This is a genomic window from Paenibacillus sp. GCM10028914 (assembly GCF_042666275.1).
GTDB lineage: Bacteria > Bacillota > Bacilli > Paenibacillales > Paenibacillaceae > Paenibacillus_AQ.
On the sequence record NZ_JBHTFO010000021.1, the window covers coordinates 45,225 to 61,863 of the forward strand.

General features: G+C 45.4%; 17 protein-coding genes. All 17 read left to right on the forward strand.

What is annotated here, in order from left to right; translation table 11 throughout:
• The first annotated feature begins 119 nt into the window (after nt 1–119).
• The 17 genes from nadA to lysS all read left to right on the forward strand — a co-directional run bounded on the left by nadA (nt 120) and on the right by lysS (nt 16,139).
• Nucleotides 120–1,058, forward strand: coding sequence for a quinolinate synthase NadA (gene nadA / locus ACFQV5_RS25470; protein ID WP_379251373.1), 939 nt, complete (start codon nt 120–122; stop codon nt 1,056–1,058).
• Nucleotides 1,059–1,094: 36 nt separating this feature from the next.
• Complete coding sequence (gene nadB / locus ACFQV5_RS25475) at nt 1,095–2,711, forward strand: L-aspartate oxidase (RefSeq protein ID WP_379251375.1); 1,617 nt, start codon at nt 1,095–1,097, stop codon at nt 2,709–2,711.
• Complete coding sequence (gene nadC / locus ACFQV5_RS25480; RefSeq protein ID WP_379251377.1) at nt 2,701–3,576, forward strand: carboxylating nicotinate-nucleotide diphosphorylase; 876 nt, start codon at nt 2,701–2,703, stop codon at nt 3,574–3,576. The genes nadB and nadC overlap by 11 nt, the downstream gene beginning before the upstream one ends.
• Nucleotides 3,573–4,337: a type III pantothenate kinase gene (locus tag ACFQV5_RS25485; RefSeq protein ID WP_379251378.1), complete on the forward strand. Its 765-nt coding sequence runs from the start codon at nt 3,573–3,575 to the stop codon at nt 4,335–4,337. The genes nadC and ACFQV5_RS25485 overlap by 4 nt, the downstream gene beginning before the upstream one ends.
• Before the next feature lie 113 nt (nt 4,338–4,450).
• Nucleotides 4,451–5,335: an Hsp33 family molecular chaperone HslO gene (gene hslO / locus ACFQV5_RS25490; protein WP_379251380.1), complete on the forward strand. Its 885-nt coding sequence runs from the start codon at nt 4,451–4,453 to the stop codon at nt 5,333–5,335.
• Nucleotides 5,336–5,357: 22 nt separating this feature from the next.
• Complete coding sequence (locus tag ACFQV5_RS25495) at nt 5,358–6,290, forward strand: peptidyl-prolyl cis-trans isomerase (protein WP_379251382.1); 933 nt, start codon at nt 5,358–5,360, stop codon at nt 6,288–6,290.
• A 277-nt stretch (nt 6,291–6,567) separates the two neighbouring features.
• A complete protein-coding gene (cysK, locus tag ACFQV5_RS25500; RefSeq protein WP_379251384.1) occupies nt 6,568–7,506 on the forward strand; it encodes a cysteine synthase A in 939 nt (312 codons plus the stop codon).
• A gap of 199 nt (nt 7,507–7,705) precedes the next feature.
• Nucleotides 7,706–9,289 (forward strand): anthranilate synthase component I family protein, encoded by a 1,584-nt coding sequence (locus tag ACFQV5_RS25505; RefSeq protein ID WP_379251386.1) that lies wholly within the window; start codon nt 7,706–7,708, stop codon nt 9,287–9,289.
• Nucleotides 9,290–9,301: 12 nt separating this feature from the next.
• Entirely contained in the window at nt 9,302–9,883 is a 582-nt protein-coding gene (gene pabA / locus ACFQV5_RS25510) for an aminodeoxychorismate/anthranilate synthase component II (RefSeq protein ID WP_379251388.1), read from the forward strand.
• Complete coding sequence (locus ACFQV5_RS25515) at nt 9,880–10,782, forward strand: aminotransferase class IV (RefSeq protein ID WP_379251390.1); 903 nt, start codon at nt 9,880–9,882, stop codon at nt 10,780–10,782. The genes pabA and ACFQV5_RS25515 overlap by 4 nt, the downstream gene beginning before the upstream one ends.
• Nucleotides 10,763–11,623, forward strand: coding sequence for a dihydropteroate synthase (gene folP / locus ACFQV5_RS25520; protein WP_379251392.1), 861 nt, complete (start codon nt 10,763–10,765; stop codon nt 11,621–11,623). Before ACFQV5_RS25515 ends, folP begins: the two co-directional genes overlap by 20 nt.
• Nucleotides 11,624–11,656: 33 nt before the next feature.
• Complete coding sequence (gene folB, locus ACFQV5_RS25525) at nt 11,657–12,019, forward strand: dihydroneopterin aldolase (protein ID WP_379251393.1); 363 nt, start codon at nt 11,657–11,659, stop codon at nt 12,017–12,019.
• Between the two features lie 8 nt (nt 12,020–12,027).
• Nucleotides 12,028–12,576 (forward strand): 2-amino-4-hydroxy-6-hydroxymethyldihydropteridine diphosphokinase, encoded by a 549-nt coding sequence (gene folK / locus ACFQV5_RS25530; protein WP_379251395.1) that lies wholly within the window; start codon nt 12,028–12,030, stop codon nt 12,574–12,576.
• Complete coding sequence (locus ACFQV5_RS25535; RefSeq protein ID WP_379251397.1) at nt 12,528–12,734, forward strand: helix-turn-helix domain-containing protein; 207 nt, start codon at nt 12,528–12,530, stop codon at nt 12,732–12,734. The genes folK and ACFQV5_RS25535 overlap by 49 nt, the downstream gene beginning before the upstream one ends.
• Nucleotides 12,735–12,775: 41 nt before the next feature.
• Nucleotides 12,776–13,798, forward strand: coding sequence for a tRNA dihydrouridine synthase DusB (dusB, locus tag ACFQV5_RS25540; RefSeq protein ID WP_379251399.1), 1,023 nt, complete (start codon nt 12,776–12,778; stop codon nt 13,796–13,798).
• Nucleotides 13,799–14,015: 217 nt separating this feature from the next.
• Nucleotides 14,016–14,492 (forward strand): transcription elongation factor GreA, encoded by a 477-nt coding sequence (greA, locus tag ACFQV5_RS25545; protein ID WP_379251401.1) that lies wholly within the window; start codon nt 14,016–14,018, stop codon nt 14,490–14,492.
• A gap of 129 nt (nt 14,493–14,621) precedes the next feature.
• On the forward strand, nt 14,622–16,139 hold the full coding sequence (gene lysS, locus ACFQV5_RS25550; RefSeq protein WP_379251403.1) for a lysine--tRNA ligase: 1,518 nt from the start codon (nt 14,622–14,624) through the stop codon (nt 16,137–16,139).
• Nucleotides 16,140–16,639 lie beyond the last annotated feature (500 nt).

Here is a 16,639-nt window from a genome sequence, read left to right on the forward strand (position 1 = left end):
GTTGTGTACATTAGGTGATAAACGAAAGGTGCATCCTTTCACAAAGAAAATACCAGCATCTTGGACATTGTCACCAGCGGTCATCGTGGACCGCAATACATAAGGGGAGAGGGTCACTCGTGGAAGCTTTGGCACTGGAGCGTAAAGCGGAACAAAACCGTGAACTGCGCGAACGATTAATGCAGTTGAAAAAGGAACGCAATGCCATTATTTTGGCTCATTACTACCAGAGAGATGAAATTCAGGAAGTAGCTGATTTCCGGGGAGATTCTTTCCTGCTTGCACAGAAGGCTGCTCAGACCGATGCAGATACAATCGTATTTTGCGGTGTACATTTCATGGGTGAGAGTGCAAAAATTCTTGCACCAAATAAAACGGTGATTATTCCCGACGAACGTGCTGGATGTCCTATGGCAGACATGGTTAATGTCGATGGGCTTCGTAAGTTAAAAGCGCAGCATCCAAATGCAAAGGTCGTAACATATATTAACTCCTCAGCAGAGATTAAAGCGGAGACCGACATCTGCTGCACATCTTCTAACGCTGTTAAGGTTATTCAATCTGTTGATTCGGATGAGATTATTTGGGTCCCTGATAAAAATCTAGGTCATTATGTTCAGCAGCATACCGACAAGAAGCTTATTATTTGGGAAGGTTATTGTAATACACATGATATGCTAACCGTTAAAGATGTCGTGGAGATGAAGGCTAAGTACCCGAATGCAGAGTTTGTTGTTCATCCAGAATGTCGGCCGGAAGTCGTAGCAATGGGCGATTTTGTGGGTAGCACAACGGCAATTTTAGAATATTGCAGGGATTCCTCTTGCAAAGAATTCATTGTAGGCACAGAAGATGGAACAGGGTATCAGCTTCGTTTAGATAGTCCGGATAAATCCTTCCATTTTGCTACGAAATTTCTGGTTTGTCCGAATATGAAAGTAAATAATCTTAAAAAACTCGTTAAATGTCTTGAGACCATGAAGCCACAAATCTATGTTCCACCCGTGGTTGCCGAGAAGGCCCGAACCTCATTAGAGCGCATGTTACAAGTAAAGTAGCATGCGCTACTCTTTGCTAAAAGACAGGTGAATTACGTGATACCGCAGTATTTAATTGATTTTGATCTGCAGGATTTGCCGGTAGTTGAGACAGATGTAATCGTGATTGGTTCGGGGATAGCTGGATTATATACGGCGATTGAAGCCAGTGCTGACCATAGCGTATTGCTAATCACTAAAAAATCGCTAATGGAGAGCAATACGCGTTATGCTCAGGGCGGAATTGCGGCTGTGACGGCAGAGGATGATTCTCCGGCATATCATCGGCACGATACGCTTTTAGCAGGAGCTGGACTCTGCTCTTCTACAGCTGTTGATGTTCTGGTTCATGAAGGTCCAGCGGGTGTACAGGATTTAATTCGGTTAGGAACCACCTTTGATATTGAGAACGGTGAGCTCGCATTGACGAAAGAGGGAGCGCACAGTCATCGAAGAATTCTCCATGCGAATGGAGATGCGACGGGATACGAAATTGTACGTGCTCTTTCCATTCAGGTAGAGCAGCATCATAATGTGACTGTATGGGATGACCATTTTGTAATTGACCTTGTTACAGAGGAAAATGTATGTTTAGGTGCCCTGGTGCAAATGCCAGATGGCAGTCGTGTATTTGTGCGAGGGCAGGCAACAGTGTTATGCTCCGGTGGAGCTGGTCAGCTATACCGTTATACAACCAATCCAGAGGTGGCTACGGCAGATGGCGTTGCTATGGCTTACCGTGCAGGCGCCGAGATTAGAGATATGGAATTTATTCAGTTCCACCCAACCGCTCTTAGCTACCCAGGTGCACCAAGATTTTTAATATCGGAAGCAGTTCGAGGTGAAGGAGCTTATCTTCGGAATATTAAAGGTGAGCGTTTCATGGAACGATATCATGAACTGCAAGAGCTTGCCCCACGAGACATTGTGGCTAGAGCGATCGTAAGTGAAATGGAAGAGACCAGGGCAACGTTTGTTTATCTCGATATTACTCATGAATCGCCTGAAATGGTGAAGCGCCGTTTCCCGACCATCTACGAAACTTGTATGAGATACGGACTTGATTTGACAACCGATTGGATTCCCGTATCCCCTGCAGCGCATTATATGATGGGGGGCGTTAAAACCGATTTGTATGGAAAGAGCAGTATTTCCAGACTATTCGCATGTGGGGAAGTTTCATCTACTGGAGTTCATGGTGCCAATCGCTTGGCGAGTAACTCCTTATCCGAGGCATTAGTATATGGGCGGAGAATTGTGGAGCAAATCAGAAATCTGCCCGGAAATGGTTCCGACGAGTTACAACTATCCTTCAGTTGGGAACGCAAAGAATCGCCCTCACAAGCTATTGTGGAACGCAGACTGAAGCTACAGAAAGTGATGGTTCGGTATGCGGGTTTACGTCGAAGTAAGGATACACTGCTTCGTGCGATCGATGACTTGAACCGCCAACTTCCGATATTTCACTCCGTGCTCACGAAACGGGAGGAATATGAGTTCGCAAATATGCTCACAAGTTCCCTCTTGGTTGTTCAAGGTGCGCTGCGCCGTGAAGAGAGCCGGGGAGCCCATTACCGTGAAGATTTTCCGCTGCGAGATAATGAAGGATGGCGTAAACATATTGTTCATGTCCTGGATCAAGGAATGACGGAGGAATTCAGCGATGATGTTTAACGGATATAATAAAAGCTTGGTTGAGAATATCGAGGCTTGGCTTCGTGAGGACGTTGGATCGGGTGATATAACAACGATAACAACAATTCCGGAGGGGCATGAATCTAAAGCGATTATTCATGCTAAAGAAGGTGGAATTGTAGCTGGTATGCCGGTTGCGGAACTTGTGTTTCAGATCGTGGATAAGGATCTAGTGTTCAAAGCCCATGTCCAGGATGGACAACGGGTGGAGAAGGGAGATATTTTAGCAGAGATCGAGGGCAGCACTCACCGCATATTGACCGCTGAGCGGCTTGCGCTTAATTTGCTTCAACGCTTATCAGGCATTGCTACGAAGACGCGAGCTTTTGTGGATGCTCTGGAGGGACTTCCTACCAGACTTGTGGATACACGTAAAACAACACCGGGTCACCGTATGCTTGAGAAATATGCTGTACGCGTGGGTGGAGGAGCTAACCATCGATTCGGGTTGTATGATGCGGTTATGATTAAGGATAATCATATTAAGGGTGCAGGTGGCATCACTCAGGCTGTTAGTAGAGCGCGAAGCAATATCCCGCACACAATGAAAATCGAGGTTGAAACCGAGTCTATGGAGCAGGTGGAGGAAGCATTAACAGCTTGCGCTGATATTATCATGCTTGATAATATGGATCCTGTGACGATGGCAGATGCTGTTCGCCGCATCAAGGCAGTTTCACCGCATGTTATAACGGAAGCTTCCGGAAATGTTACACTTGATACGGTTCGGACGATCGCCATGTCAGGCGTTGAGGTTATTTCCGTTGGACGTTTGACTTACTCTTTTAACAGTTTGGATATCAGCTTAGACTTAAACGCCAAGAAAGGAGGCGGAACATCATGATTCTTGTTGTGGATGTAGGCAATACAAACATCGTATTAGGTATTTATCAAGACAAAGAGCTTCTTCATCATTTTCGAATTAGTACCTCACGTCAATCTACAGTGGATGAGTATGGGGTATTAATTCATAACCTGTTTCAAATGTCTAATATATTGGTAAGCGAAATAGAAGGGGTTATTGTTTCTTCTGTTGTTCCCCCGCTGGTGGGCGTGGTGGAGGAAATGTGCCTTAAATATATAAAGAAGACTCCGCTTATTGTAGGCCCGGGAATCAAAACAGGTCTGAATCTTCGTTATGAAAATCCGAGAGAAGTCGGTGCAGACCGAATTGTAAACGCAGTGGCAGCTGTCGAGAAGTATGGTGGTCCTCTAATCGTTGTAGATTTCGGTACGGCGACGACTTTTGACTGCATAGATAATAAGGGCAACTATCTCGGGGGCGCTATTGTTCCGGGAATCGGTATAGCAACTGAAGCGCTTGTTCAGCGTGCATCTAAACTCCCACGGGTGGAGCTTGAGAAGCCGAAGAAGGTTATTGGGCGCAATACAGTTCATGCGATGCAGGCTGGAATTATTTTTGGCTACGCGGGCCAGGTTGATGGTCTTGTAAAACGGATCAAGGCAGAGATGGAATCAGACAGTGTGAAGGTTATCGCGACCGGTGGATTAGCAGAGCTTATCGCAAGTGAAACCGACTCTATAGATAAGATCGACTCCATGCTTACATTGGAAGGATTACGGATCATTTACGAACGCAATTAAATTAAGAACATTAAAATTTATCTATTCATCAAACAAACCGATAAATTGTAGAGTTATATATAATGAGTATTTACCAAATAATCTAACATCAAGAAGTACAAGGAGGCTGTAAGATGGACAAACATAAAGACCGTATACTCCGCGGAACGGCAATGTCAGGAAAAATAAGAGCTTTTGCCGTGCGCACGACGAACCTTGTAGAGGAACTGCGGCGTAGACATGACACATTCCCCGTCGTAACAGCCGCTTTGGGACGTACCGTTTCGGCTGCTGCAATGATGGGCGCGATGCTAAAGGGAGATGAGCGTCTCAGTATTCAGGTTCGCGGAGACGGCCCGATTGGTTTAATCGCTGCCGAGGCAAATGCCAATGGAGAAGTTCGTGGGTATGTGAATAATCCTCATGTGGAACTGACGAACATCCGTCCAGGGAAGATGAACGTGGCAGCAGCGGTAGGAACGACTGGGCAAATCCATGTCATTAAAGATTTAGGATTAAAAGAGCCTTACCGTGGTAGTATTCCAATCATATCCGGCGAACTGGCTGAGGATTTCACGTATTATTTTGCGGTATCGGAGCAGACGAATTCGGCAGTAAGTCTTGGTGTTCTTGTAGCACCCGACTATACAGTTGCGAATGCAGGCGGATTTATTATTCAACTGTTGCCTGGTGTGACAGATGATGAAATAACTGAGCTGGAGAAAGCTCTGAGTGAGATTCCACCAGTGACAACATTGCTTGAGGAAGGACTCGAGCTGGAGGATATTTTGCGCCGAATCCTGCCGGATGTATCGATTTTAGAAGAATCCGAAGTTCATTTTTACTGCGATTGTTCCCATGAACGTGTAGAGCGTGCGTTGATCAGTATGGGAGCGGATGAGCTCGAAAAGATGATTGATGAGGATCAAAAAGCTGAAGTTACTTGTCACTTTTGTAATGAAGTATACACGTATAATGAAGACCAGCTAAAATCCGTTTTAGAGCGGGCCAAATCTTAAGGTATTGGGATGAGCAGCCGAAATGACGAGACAAGAGAAGGGATTATGGGTAACCGTCATTGTCTTGACTGCAGGTGTGTTATTTATGGGGAGCTGGATACTGTTTTCAGGGGTATTAAGTCAGGATAACAATAAATCTGATCTAGCCCCCCATGTAGTCGCATCGGTACATGACAGGGCGATTACAGAGGAAGAATGGACTAGCGAGCTAAAGAAGAGGTATGGTAGCGAAGTGCTGATGACGATGATGAACCGTCAGGTAGTCGAACTGGAGGCTGCGGCTGCTAATATCAAGGTTACTCCTCAAGAGGTTGATCAGGAACTGGAACGCATGGGGCATGGATATGGCTCGAAGGAGCGGTTCTTGCAAGAAATGGAGCAGCAGCTTGGTCTGACAGAAGAACTATTAAAGGCAGAAACCAGTTACCGTCTAACCTTGGAAAAAATAGCGACAGCTGACGTTGAAATTGATGATGCGGAAATTGATCAATATCTTCAGCAGTATCCAGATCAATTTCGTCCCAAGAAACAGCTGGAATTATCCATCATTAAGGTGGAACAGGAGACAGAAGCAGAAGAGGTACTAGACCGGCTGGAGAACGGTGAGGTTTTCGCCGATCTCGCCGAAGAAGTATCTATTGATGAATATACACGGGATCAGGGAGGTAGATTGGGATTGGTCGAAGAAGATGATCCCTTTCAACCCGAGACATTGATGGAGACCGCTTTATCCTTAAGTAAGGGCGATATAGCGGGACCGATTCCACTGGATGAAGGTTACGGAGTTGTCTATGTTCAGGACATTTTGATTCCTGAGGAGTCAGATGAGAATCTGATTCGAGAGACAGTGCGTAAACAGCTCGCGCTGGAGCAATCCGTTTCTCTCTCTGAGCTTGAGGGCCAGCTTCGTGATAAGTATGGCGCTCGTATCATTGCCGAACCTAATAATCAATAAAGCAGGTCTTTGCAGCGGAGTGATTCCCTTGTTGCAAAGGCTTGTTTTTTTATGACGTAAATAATCGAACTTGAAAAGATATCATACCTGTTCTTTTTATTGACAAGGCGATGTAAGGTTGATAATATGAATATATAAAACCTAGCGAATTACTCGGATATCAAAAAATCGCGATTCGGATATGCTTTTCCGATTCGTATAGTCATTGTTCAATCATACAACTAGAGATCATCGGGATATATAACACAGTTAAACGAATTAAGGGAGGGCTTCATTTATGGCTAAAGTAGTAAACAGTGTAACAGATTTAATCGGCAGTACACCACTTGTCCGTTTGAACCGAATCGTACCGGAGGACAGTGCAGAAATTTACTTGAAGCTAGAATATCAGAACCCAGGTTCGAGCGTTAAGGATCGGATTGCTATCAGTATCGTGGAAGAAGCAGAGAAAGACGGGCGCTTGAAGCCGGGAGATACGATCATTGAAGCGACAAGCGGTAACACAGGTATTGGACTTGCGATGGTTGCTGCGGCAAAAGGATACAAGGCGGTTATCGTAATGCCTGAAACGATGAGCCTCGAGCGGCGCAACTTGCTTCGTGCTTACGGAGCGGAACTGGTTCTTACGCCGGGAGCGGAAGGTATGAACGGAGCCGTTAAGAAAGCTGAAGAGATTTTACAAGAAAACTCCGGATTTTTTATGGCAGAGCAGTTTAAGAACTTGGCTAATGTGAAGATTCACCGTGAAACAACAGGTCCTGAAATCGTAGAAGCTGTGAATTCCATTGGCGGCACACTTGATGCTTTCGTAGCTGGAATCGGTACGGGTGGAACGATTACGGGTGCTGGTGAAGTGCTTAAGGAAGCATTCTCGGACATTAAGATTTATGCAGTAGAACCCGCAGCTTCCCCGATCTTGGCAGGTGGAAAGCCTGGACCGCACAAAATCCAGGGGATCGGTGCTAACTTCGTACCAGAAATTCTGAATCAAGAAATTTATGATGAAATTATTCATGTAGAGAATGATGATGCTTTTGAAATGGCACGTCGTGTAGCAAAAGAGGAAGGTATTCTTGCAGGAATCTCCTCCGGTGCGGCAGTTCATGCAGCCTTGAAGGTTGCGAAAGAGCTTGGTAAAGGCAAACGGGTTGTTGCTATTATTCCTAGTAACGGGGAACGTTACCTGAGCACTCCGCTGTACAACTTTGAATCCTAATCCGTTTTTTATTGTATGAAAGCTTACGGCCTTCAATGTGATATGCATTGGAGGTCTTTTCTGTTGAAATGAGCGGGATGTCATAACAGATACTTCAAAATAATTATAATGTACAGTGGTTTCGGGGTTTTCAAGTGGGGCAGGATAAAGTATACTGACAGGCAACAGAACAGGCTTATGCGGATTAAGGAGGACAAGCATGGATAGAAAGATAGAGCTAGCTCAATGGCTTGAGTGGGTGGAAGAGGGCTGGTCCGTGCTGCCTTATATGGTTCAATTTCAGGGCTGGAAGGAAGGATTGCCTTCAACCTGGGAAAAAGCATGGAAGGCTGCTTCCCCTTATGCCTTCGTGCTGGAAAGTGGGAAAAGCGGAAGATACACTTATTTGGGTTTAAATCCCGTATCTGTGCTAACAGGAAAAGGGATGCGTGGTGAGATTACAGATCTTCGAACAGGGGAGACAAGTTTCAAGGAGGGCAAACCACTTCAGCTATTAGAGAGTTGGATGGGGGAGCTGCGCTCCCCTCGGGTCCCGGGTTGGCCTGATTTCCGAGGTGGTTGTGCCGGATTTTTAGGTTATGATGTGATTCGATCTCTTGAGGACTTACCTACACTTGCCCAGGATGACGCGGGTTTTCCAGATTACATGTGGATGCGGATGGAAGAAGTCTGGATCTATGATCATGAACAGAAGCTGGTATATTGTGCAGTACATGTACCATGGAAAGAAGGCAAGGGTAGTCATAATGATCCGGAAGACCTTATGTCCTTATATAAGGAAGCTGCTGCAAGAGCGGAGCGTATGATGGAACGTTGGAATGCTTTACTCGGTGCTAATACATGTGAGGAAGAACAATCCGAAGAGAAACGCCGGATGACAATCAGGCAGGAGAGAGCAGCTTCACTGTCAGGTCCTCATGTCGAAGGATGGGATCGGTTGGAAAGTGATTTCTCACAAGAGGATTTTCAGCAGGCTGTACTTTCGATTCAGGAGTATATTCGTCAGGGCGATGTATTCCAAGTGAATCTGTCTCTGCGGCGTCATTTGAAGCTAGAATCTAAACCGGCAGATCTTTATGAGTGGCTGCGCCTTTTGAATCCTTCGCCGTACATGGGTTTTATTACATCGCCCCGATTTGCACTGGCCAGCGGTTCGCCAGAGTTGCTAATCAAGCTGGATGGGGATACCGTTTCGGCGAGACCGATAGCAGGCACACGCAGAAGGGGAGCGGGACCTGAAGAAGATGCTGCCATGGAGGCTGAACTAACTGGTAGCGAAAAAGAACGGGCCGAGCATATTATGCTTGTTGACCTTGAACGTAATGATATCGGGCGAATTGCAGCCTATGGTACGGTACACGTACCTGAGCTGATGACCGTGGAGCGTTATTCTCATGTCATGCATCTCGTTTCTCAGGTAGAAGGGCAGATCGCTGAGGATAAGGACGCCTACGATGTTATTGCTGCTACTTTTCCAGGGGGGACGATCACGGGTGCGCCAAAGATTCGAACCATGGAAATTATTGAGGAACTAGAGCCGGTTACGAGAGGACCTTATACGGGTTCTATGGGATGGATTGATTATAACGGGGATATGGAATTGAATATTATTATCCGTACACTCGCTATTCAGGATGGTGTAGGTTATATTCAGGCAGGTGCAGGTATTGTCATTGATTCCGATCCGTACAGGGAGTACCGAGAATGTCATAATAAAGCGAAGGCGTTAATTGCAGCGGTGATGTGCAGTGAAGAGGAAGCCGGTTTAGCGGCTGTAAAATAGGGGGAGTATATCATGATTCTCGTGATCGATAACTACGATTCATTTACTTATAATCTCGTGCAATATTTAGGAGAGCTTGGCGAAGAAGTAAAAGTGTTCAGAAATGATGAAATCGATCTTGAGGGAATTAAAGAATTGGCGCCGGATCATATTCTGATCTCTCCGGGTCCTTGTACTCCGAATGAGGCTGGTATCAGCCTTGAGGTTATTGACCGATTTAAAGGGATTATCCCAATCTTCGGTGTGTGCTTAGGCCACCAGGCAATTGGACAAGCTTTTGGAGGAAAGGTTATTCGAGCAGAGCGCCTCATGCATGGTAAAACTTCACCCATTCACCACTTGGGTACATCTGTATTCGAAGGCCTTCCCGTTCCGTTTACCGCAACCCGATATCATTCCTTACTTGTGGAAAAAGAAACGTTGCCAGAATGCCTTGAAATTACGGCTTGGACTGAAGAGGGCGAAATTATGGGTCTTCGGCATAAGGAATATCCTGTCGAAGGTGTGCAGTTCCATCCGGAATCGATTATTACTGACCATGGGCACCAAATGCTGCGCAACTTTTTGAAACGTAATGCGGGGGCTAAGGCATGAGATTTATGGGAGTGGACGGCCGTGTAGTAGACACGGCCGAGGCCGTGGTATCCGTAATGGATCACGGCCTTTTATATGGTATGGGTTTATTTGAGACGTTTCGGACCTATCGTGGGGAACCATTTTTACTGGAACGCCATCTAACCCGGCTTGCAGAAAGCTGCAGTCTGCTCGGAATTACCTACAAACCAGATCCCGAGTATATACAGGGGTGGATTACCCGGCTTTTACTGGCTAATGATCTTGAGGATGCCTATGTCCGCTATACAGTAACAGCAGGCGTGGAGGCGCTTGGACTTCCTGCTGGTGATTATATGAATCCATCGGAACTGCTGTATGTTAAGTCTTTGCCAGTACTGTCACCCGCATTATATAAACAAGGGAAAGCTTTGCAGCTGCTGCTAACTCCGCGGAATACACCGGAGACATCTGTGCGATTGAAGTCGCTGCATTATATGAACAACATAATGGCTAAACGTGAGCTTCAGCGTTATCCGGAAGCGGTTCGGCTTCAGGCTGAAGGGTGCATGCTGACTGAAAATGGCGAGCTGGCTGAAGGCATTGTAAGCAACATATTTTTCATTAAAGATGGAAAGTTATATACACCAGATATAGGAACCGGTATCTTACCTGGTATTACCCGTGCGAAAGTGCTCGAACTGGCCCAACAACTCAGCATTCCTACGGAAGAGGGCCGCTATACATGGGATACCTTCACGGATGCGGATGAGATATTTACGACAGGTTCTGTGCAAGAGATTATGCCAATCACAAGATTGCTGAAAGCAGAAGAAGAACCCGTTGTGGTGGGTAATGGATTGGCAGGCCCTATTACTGAACGTTTAATGAAAGCTTACCAGGCAGAAAGCAGGGGATGTAATGAAGACAACAATTTATGAACAAACCTATCCATGCGGGGAGACGAAGCTTGAACTGGGAAAATCCACGCTGATTATGGGGATTTTGAACGTCACGCCGGATTCTTTTTCTGATGGAGGTCGATATAACGAAACGGAACGAGCTGTGAAGCATGCACTTCAACTGGTTGCGGAAGGTGCCGACATTATAGATATCGGTGGAGAGTCGACCAGACCGGGTCACGAAAAAGTAGGTTTGGACGAAGAGCTTAGCCGTGTGATTCCTGTCATTGAAGCGATACACCGAGAAGCGCCTCATATACCACTTTCAATTGATACCTATAAAGCAGAGGTCGCGCGTCAGTCTATTGAAGCGGGTGCACATATCATTAACGATATTTGGGGGTTCAAGGAAGATCCGAAGATGGCGAGTGTAGCTGCGGCTTTAGATTGCCCCGTGATACTTATGCATAACCGTAAGAATCGGGATTACACCAATTTAATTGAAGATGTGAAGTCTGATTTGATGGAGAGTGTGAATATTGCACTTCATGCTGGAGTGAAGCATAATCGCATTATTTTGGACCCAGGCATCGGTTTTGCGAAGGATTATGATGAGAACATGAAGGTCATGATGTCATTAGATGAGCTCGTGGATCTCGGTTATCCAGTCCTTTTGGCGACTTCTCGTAAAAAATTCATCCGTACCGCACTCGACTTACCGGTTGATGATGTGGTGGAAGGGACAGCGGCTACGGTTGCCTATGGCATTGCACAGGGATGTCAGATCGTTAGAGTTCATGATGTAGCGCAGATCAAGCGAACAGCACGTATGTGTGATGCAATGTTATATGCCTCAACAGGGCTGAAGCGGGTAAAATAGAACAAGATAATCGATGAAGGGCGGAAATAAGAGATGGACAAGATGATTTTACGTGGAATGGAATACTACGGTTATCATGGTGTTTTTGAAGAGGAGAGAAAGCTCGGACAGCGCTTTTATGTAGACCTCGAGCTCGAGCTTGATTTGAGCAAAGCAGGACAGACCGATGATCTAACCCAAACGGTAAATTATGCCGAGGTACATGAACTGCTCCAAGGTATCATGCGAAGCGAGTCTTTTAAGCTTATTGAAGCTTTAGCGGAGCATATTGCATCCAAGGTGCTCGACACTTATACTAGTATCGAAGCTTTAACGGTTAGGTTGACCAAACCACATCCGCCGTTTGATATTCATTTTGAAGGTGTTACCATTGAGCTGCACCGGACCAGAAAGTGAGAATAACCATGAATTCACTTGTTCCCTCTGAGATGTCAGAGGCTTATATTGCTTTAGGGGCCAATTTGGGAGACCGGGAAGCGACCCTTATGGAAGCATTGGAGTTGTTGGATTTACAACCTGAGATTACCGTGCTGCGCTGCTCGAACTTATATGAGACCGAACCTGTCGGTTATCTAGACCAGCCCATGTTTTTAAATATGACTGCTGCTGTAGCTACGACGCTTGAACCGCATTCTTTTTTAGCAATTATGCAGCAGATTGAGGGGCGGCTCGGCCGGGTGCGTCATATTCTTAACGGACCTCGCACTGTTGATCTCGATCTTTTGTGGATGGAAGGAATAAAGCTGGATACACCAGACTTGATTCTTCCCCATCCTCGTATGCTGGAAAGGGCGTTCGTATTGATGCCGCTATCGGACATCGTTCCTGAGCATGAGCCTTCCGGTTTATACACTACTGTTAAGACAGCGATTGAAAGACTGGATGGAAAGGAAGGAATACAGCTTTGGAGAACATGCAATTGGCGCAGCGTATCCGCGCTTTCCGAAAGTTAAAGGGCCTTACCCAACAAGAGCTCGCAGCTCAAACGGGTATTTCGTTGGCAGTGCTTGGAGCAATCGAGCGGGGCAATCGTCATGCAGAGGAACAAATTTTAATTAAAATTGCGGATACTTTGGATATTACTATACAGGAGCTAAAGGAACGTAATTGAGCTTAATATATAAATAATGAGTAAGGGAGGGAGAGAAGAATTTGTTGAAAATCGGAGATATCGAGATGAAAAACCAGGTCGTGCTTGCTCCGATGGCGGGTGTGTGTAATCCGGCTTTTCGCTTGATTGCCAAAGAATTTGGCACCGGTCTTGTATGTGCGGAGATGGTAAGTGGTAAAGCGATCGTTCATGGCAATAAACGAACCCAGGAAATGCTGTTTGTCGACGAACGGGAGAAGCCGCTGAGTTTGCAGATTTTCGGTGGAGACCGTGAATCTCTCGTAGAAGCAGCAAAAGTCGTTGACCAACAAACCAATGCAGATATTATCGATATCAATATGGGTTGCCCTGCACCTAAGGTAACGAAGATGGATGCAGGAGCGCGCTGGCTGCTGGATTCCAATAAAATTTATGAAATGGTGTCTGCAGTTGTCGACGTCGTAAATAAGCCCGTAACGGTTAAAATGCGTACAGGCTGGGACAGCGATCATATCTATGCTGTTGAGAATGCAATGGCTGTAGAACGTGCAGGTGGCAAGGCTGTTAGTGTTCATGGACGGACACGTGAACAGCTGTATACTGGACACGCTGATTGGGACATTATAAGACAGGTTAAGGAAGCTGTATCCATTCCGGTTATTGGTAATGGGGATGTAGTGACTCCTGAAGATGCTCGCCGTATGCTCACTGAAACAGGATGCGATGGTGTCATGATCGGACGTGGAGCACTTGGAAACCCTTGGATGCTGTATCGTACAGTTGAATATTTGAAGACAGGTAAGCTTCTTTCTGACCCGTCTCCGCAGGAAAAAATCCGGATTGCGATCTTGCATATGGACCGTCTCATTGCACTCCGGGGAGAAGATGTTGCTGTCCGGGAAATGAGAAAACATCTGTCCTGGTATTTGAAAGGAATTAAAGGTTCTGCACGCATCAAGGATGTAATTATGGAAGAGACAAAACGGGACGAGATGGTAAATCTTTTGACAAACTTCGTTGAGCAATTAGAGAATACAGGAAATACGTCGAATAGTGCTTATCCGCAGGCTATTTCGGCGATGTAATAAACAGAACGCCTTTAAGCACCAATGAACTGAGATAGCGTTTTCATTCGTGCGTGGGCGTTCATTGACTTTTTGAAATGGTTACCATATAATTTTTCAGTATAAATTCGCCTTGATATACAGCAAGCATCAGGGGAGGGTTCTGTTCCCCGAAGATTCGCATATAGTATGGTGGTATGGTGATTAAATTATCTACATGACAGGAGAATCGGTTAAGATGAGCGATAAAGAAGTCATTCTTACACAGGACGGTCTGAAGAAACTGGAGGACGAACTCGAGAATCTAAAGTCCGTTAAACGGCGTGAAGTCGCGGAGCGTATCAAAATTGCTATCGGATATGGTGATATCAGTGAGAACTCCGAGTATGAGGACGCCAAGAACGAACAAGCCTTTATCGAAGGCCGGATCATTACTCTGGAGAAAATGCTCCGCAACGCTCGTATCATCAATAACGACGATATTAATACCGATGTTGTAGGCGTCGGAAATACGGTCATTGTTGAGGATATGGAATTTGGCGATACGATGGAATATACAATTGTCGGTACAGCGGAATCTGATCCGCTCAACAATAAGATTTCCAACGAGAGCCCTGTCGGTAAAGCGATTATTGGCAAGCAAAAAGGTTCTGTGGTCGATGTTAACGTACCGGCCGGCGTCATTAAATATAAAATCGTAGATATTAAGAAGTAAGTTGGAACGAGCGTGGAAGCTTCCTTCGGGGGGCTTTTTTCGCTATTTGCATAGAGGCTAGTTGTTAGTGTTGTATTGGTTGTTGGCCAGGACCATGGGCCGAGCGAGAATGAAGGAGATGAATCGACAATGACGGAAGAAATGAACAATCAGGAACAAGAACAAGAACTAAGTGAATTGCTGCAGATTCGACGCAACAAACTGGACGAGCTGCGCAAGCTGGGAATAGACCCTTTTGGCGGTAAATATGAAAGAACGGATCATGCTGGTGACATTTTAGAGCAGTATGATGCTCTGACAAAAGAGGAACTGGAAGAGAAGCAGGTTGAGGTGAACTTGGCTGGCCGCATCATGGCGAAGCGGGGTATGGGTAAAGCATCCTTTGCTCACATTCAGGATCTTAGCGGTCGGATCCAGATTTACGTGCGCCAGGACTCCATTGCTGAAGAGAAATATCAGGCATTCAGTATTCTTGATCTGGGAGACATCATTGGGGTAAGTGGTATCCTCTTTAAGACTAAGACAGGGGAGACTACCATTAAGGTCAAAAACCTGGAGGTTCTCTCGAAGTCACTGTACCCTCTTCCTGAAAAATTCCACGGTCTGAAGGATGTTGAGCTTCGTTACCGTCAACGTTACGTCGATCTCATCATTAATCCAGATGTTCAGAAGACGTTTATTACACGTTCTAAAATCATTCAGTCGATGCGCCGTTACCTGGATTCGCTCGGCTTCTTGGAAGTGGAGACTCCAACCCTTCATGCTATAGCTGGGGGTGCTGCAGCAAAACCGTTTATCACTCATCATAATGCGCTGGACATGGAACTATACATGCGTATTGCGATTGAGCTTCACCTGAAGCGACTAATCGTTGGTGGTTTGGAGAAAGTATATGAAATCGGACGCGTTTACCGGAATGAAGGTGTTTCTACACGTCATAATCCAGAGTTCACGTTGATCGAGCTGTATGAAGCATATGCAGACTATAAAGATATTATGGCTCTGACAGAAAATCTTATTTCTCACATCGCTCAAGAGGTTCTAGGAACTCAAGTGATCACATATCAAGGTCAGGAGATCGATTTGACACCTCAGTGGCGCCGTGTATCTATGGTGGATGCTGTTAAAGAAGTAACAGGGGTAGACTTCGGCGTTCAAATGACTAATGAAGAAGCCCATGCTCTGGCCAAAGAACATAAAGTTCCAGTTGAAAAGCATATGACTTTTGGTCATATTCTGAATGCATTCTTTGAACAGTTTGTTGAAGAAACGCTTATTCAACCGACGTTTGTAACAGGGCATCCAGTTGAAATTTCACCGCTTGCGAAAAAGAATGATGAAGATCCGCGCTTTACCGATCGTTTCGAATTATTCATCGTAGCGCGTGAGCATGCTAACGCGTTCTCCGAACTTAATGACCCAATTGATCAGCGTCAGCGTTTTGAGGGGCAAATGAAGGAGAAAGAGCAAGGCAACGATGAAGCGCATGATATGGATGAAGATTTCCTGCGTGCACTCGAGTATGGTATGCCACCTACAGGCGGACTTGGTATTGGTATTGACCGTTTGATTATGTTGCTTACGAATGCCCCATCTATTCGTGACGTATTGCTGTTCCCTCACATGCGGAACCGTACGCTGGACTAAGTTAGAATGTAAACACGAGAAAGAACAGCCTATGCGATCAGCGAAGGCTGTTCTTTTTCTATTTCTATATTAGAAGACAACTTATACCTGAGCCATGTAATCATGTAAGTCCTTGTTGATCAATGTACTATTAATAATAGCAATGACACACGATGAGTTGGGCCTAATAGCTGATAGGAATAAGGGCGGTTTGCAAGTGATTAACAACTGTCTAATTTTACCTGTAATAAAATATAGATTTAGGGTTGCATTAATCTATAAACCCATGGTATATTATAAATCCGGCCGAGAGATACGGACGGCACACGAAATGCTAAGTAACAAGCCAAATTGAATCGAAAAAATAAATTCAAAAAAAGCTTGCTAACTTCGAAAGAGTGTGATATGATATAAAAGTTGCTGAAGCGAACTAGACTCGCCGGTAACACTGAAGTTGATCTTTGAAAACTGAACAACGAGTGAGTTAAACCGATCTTACTTCGGTAAGATCAAAAATGAGA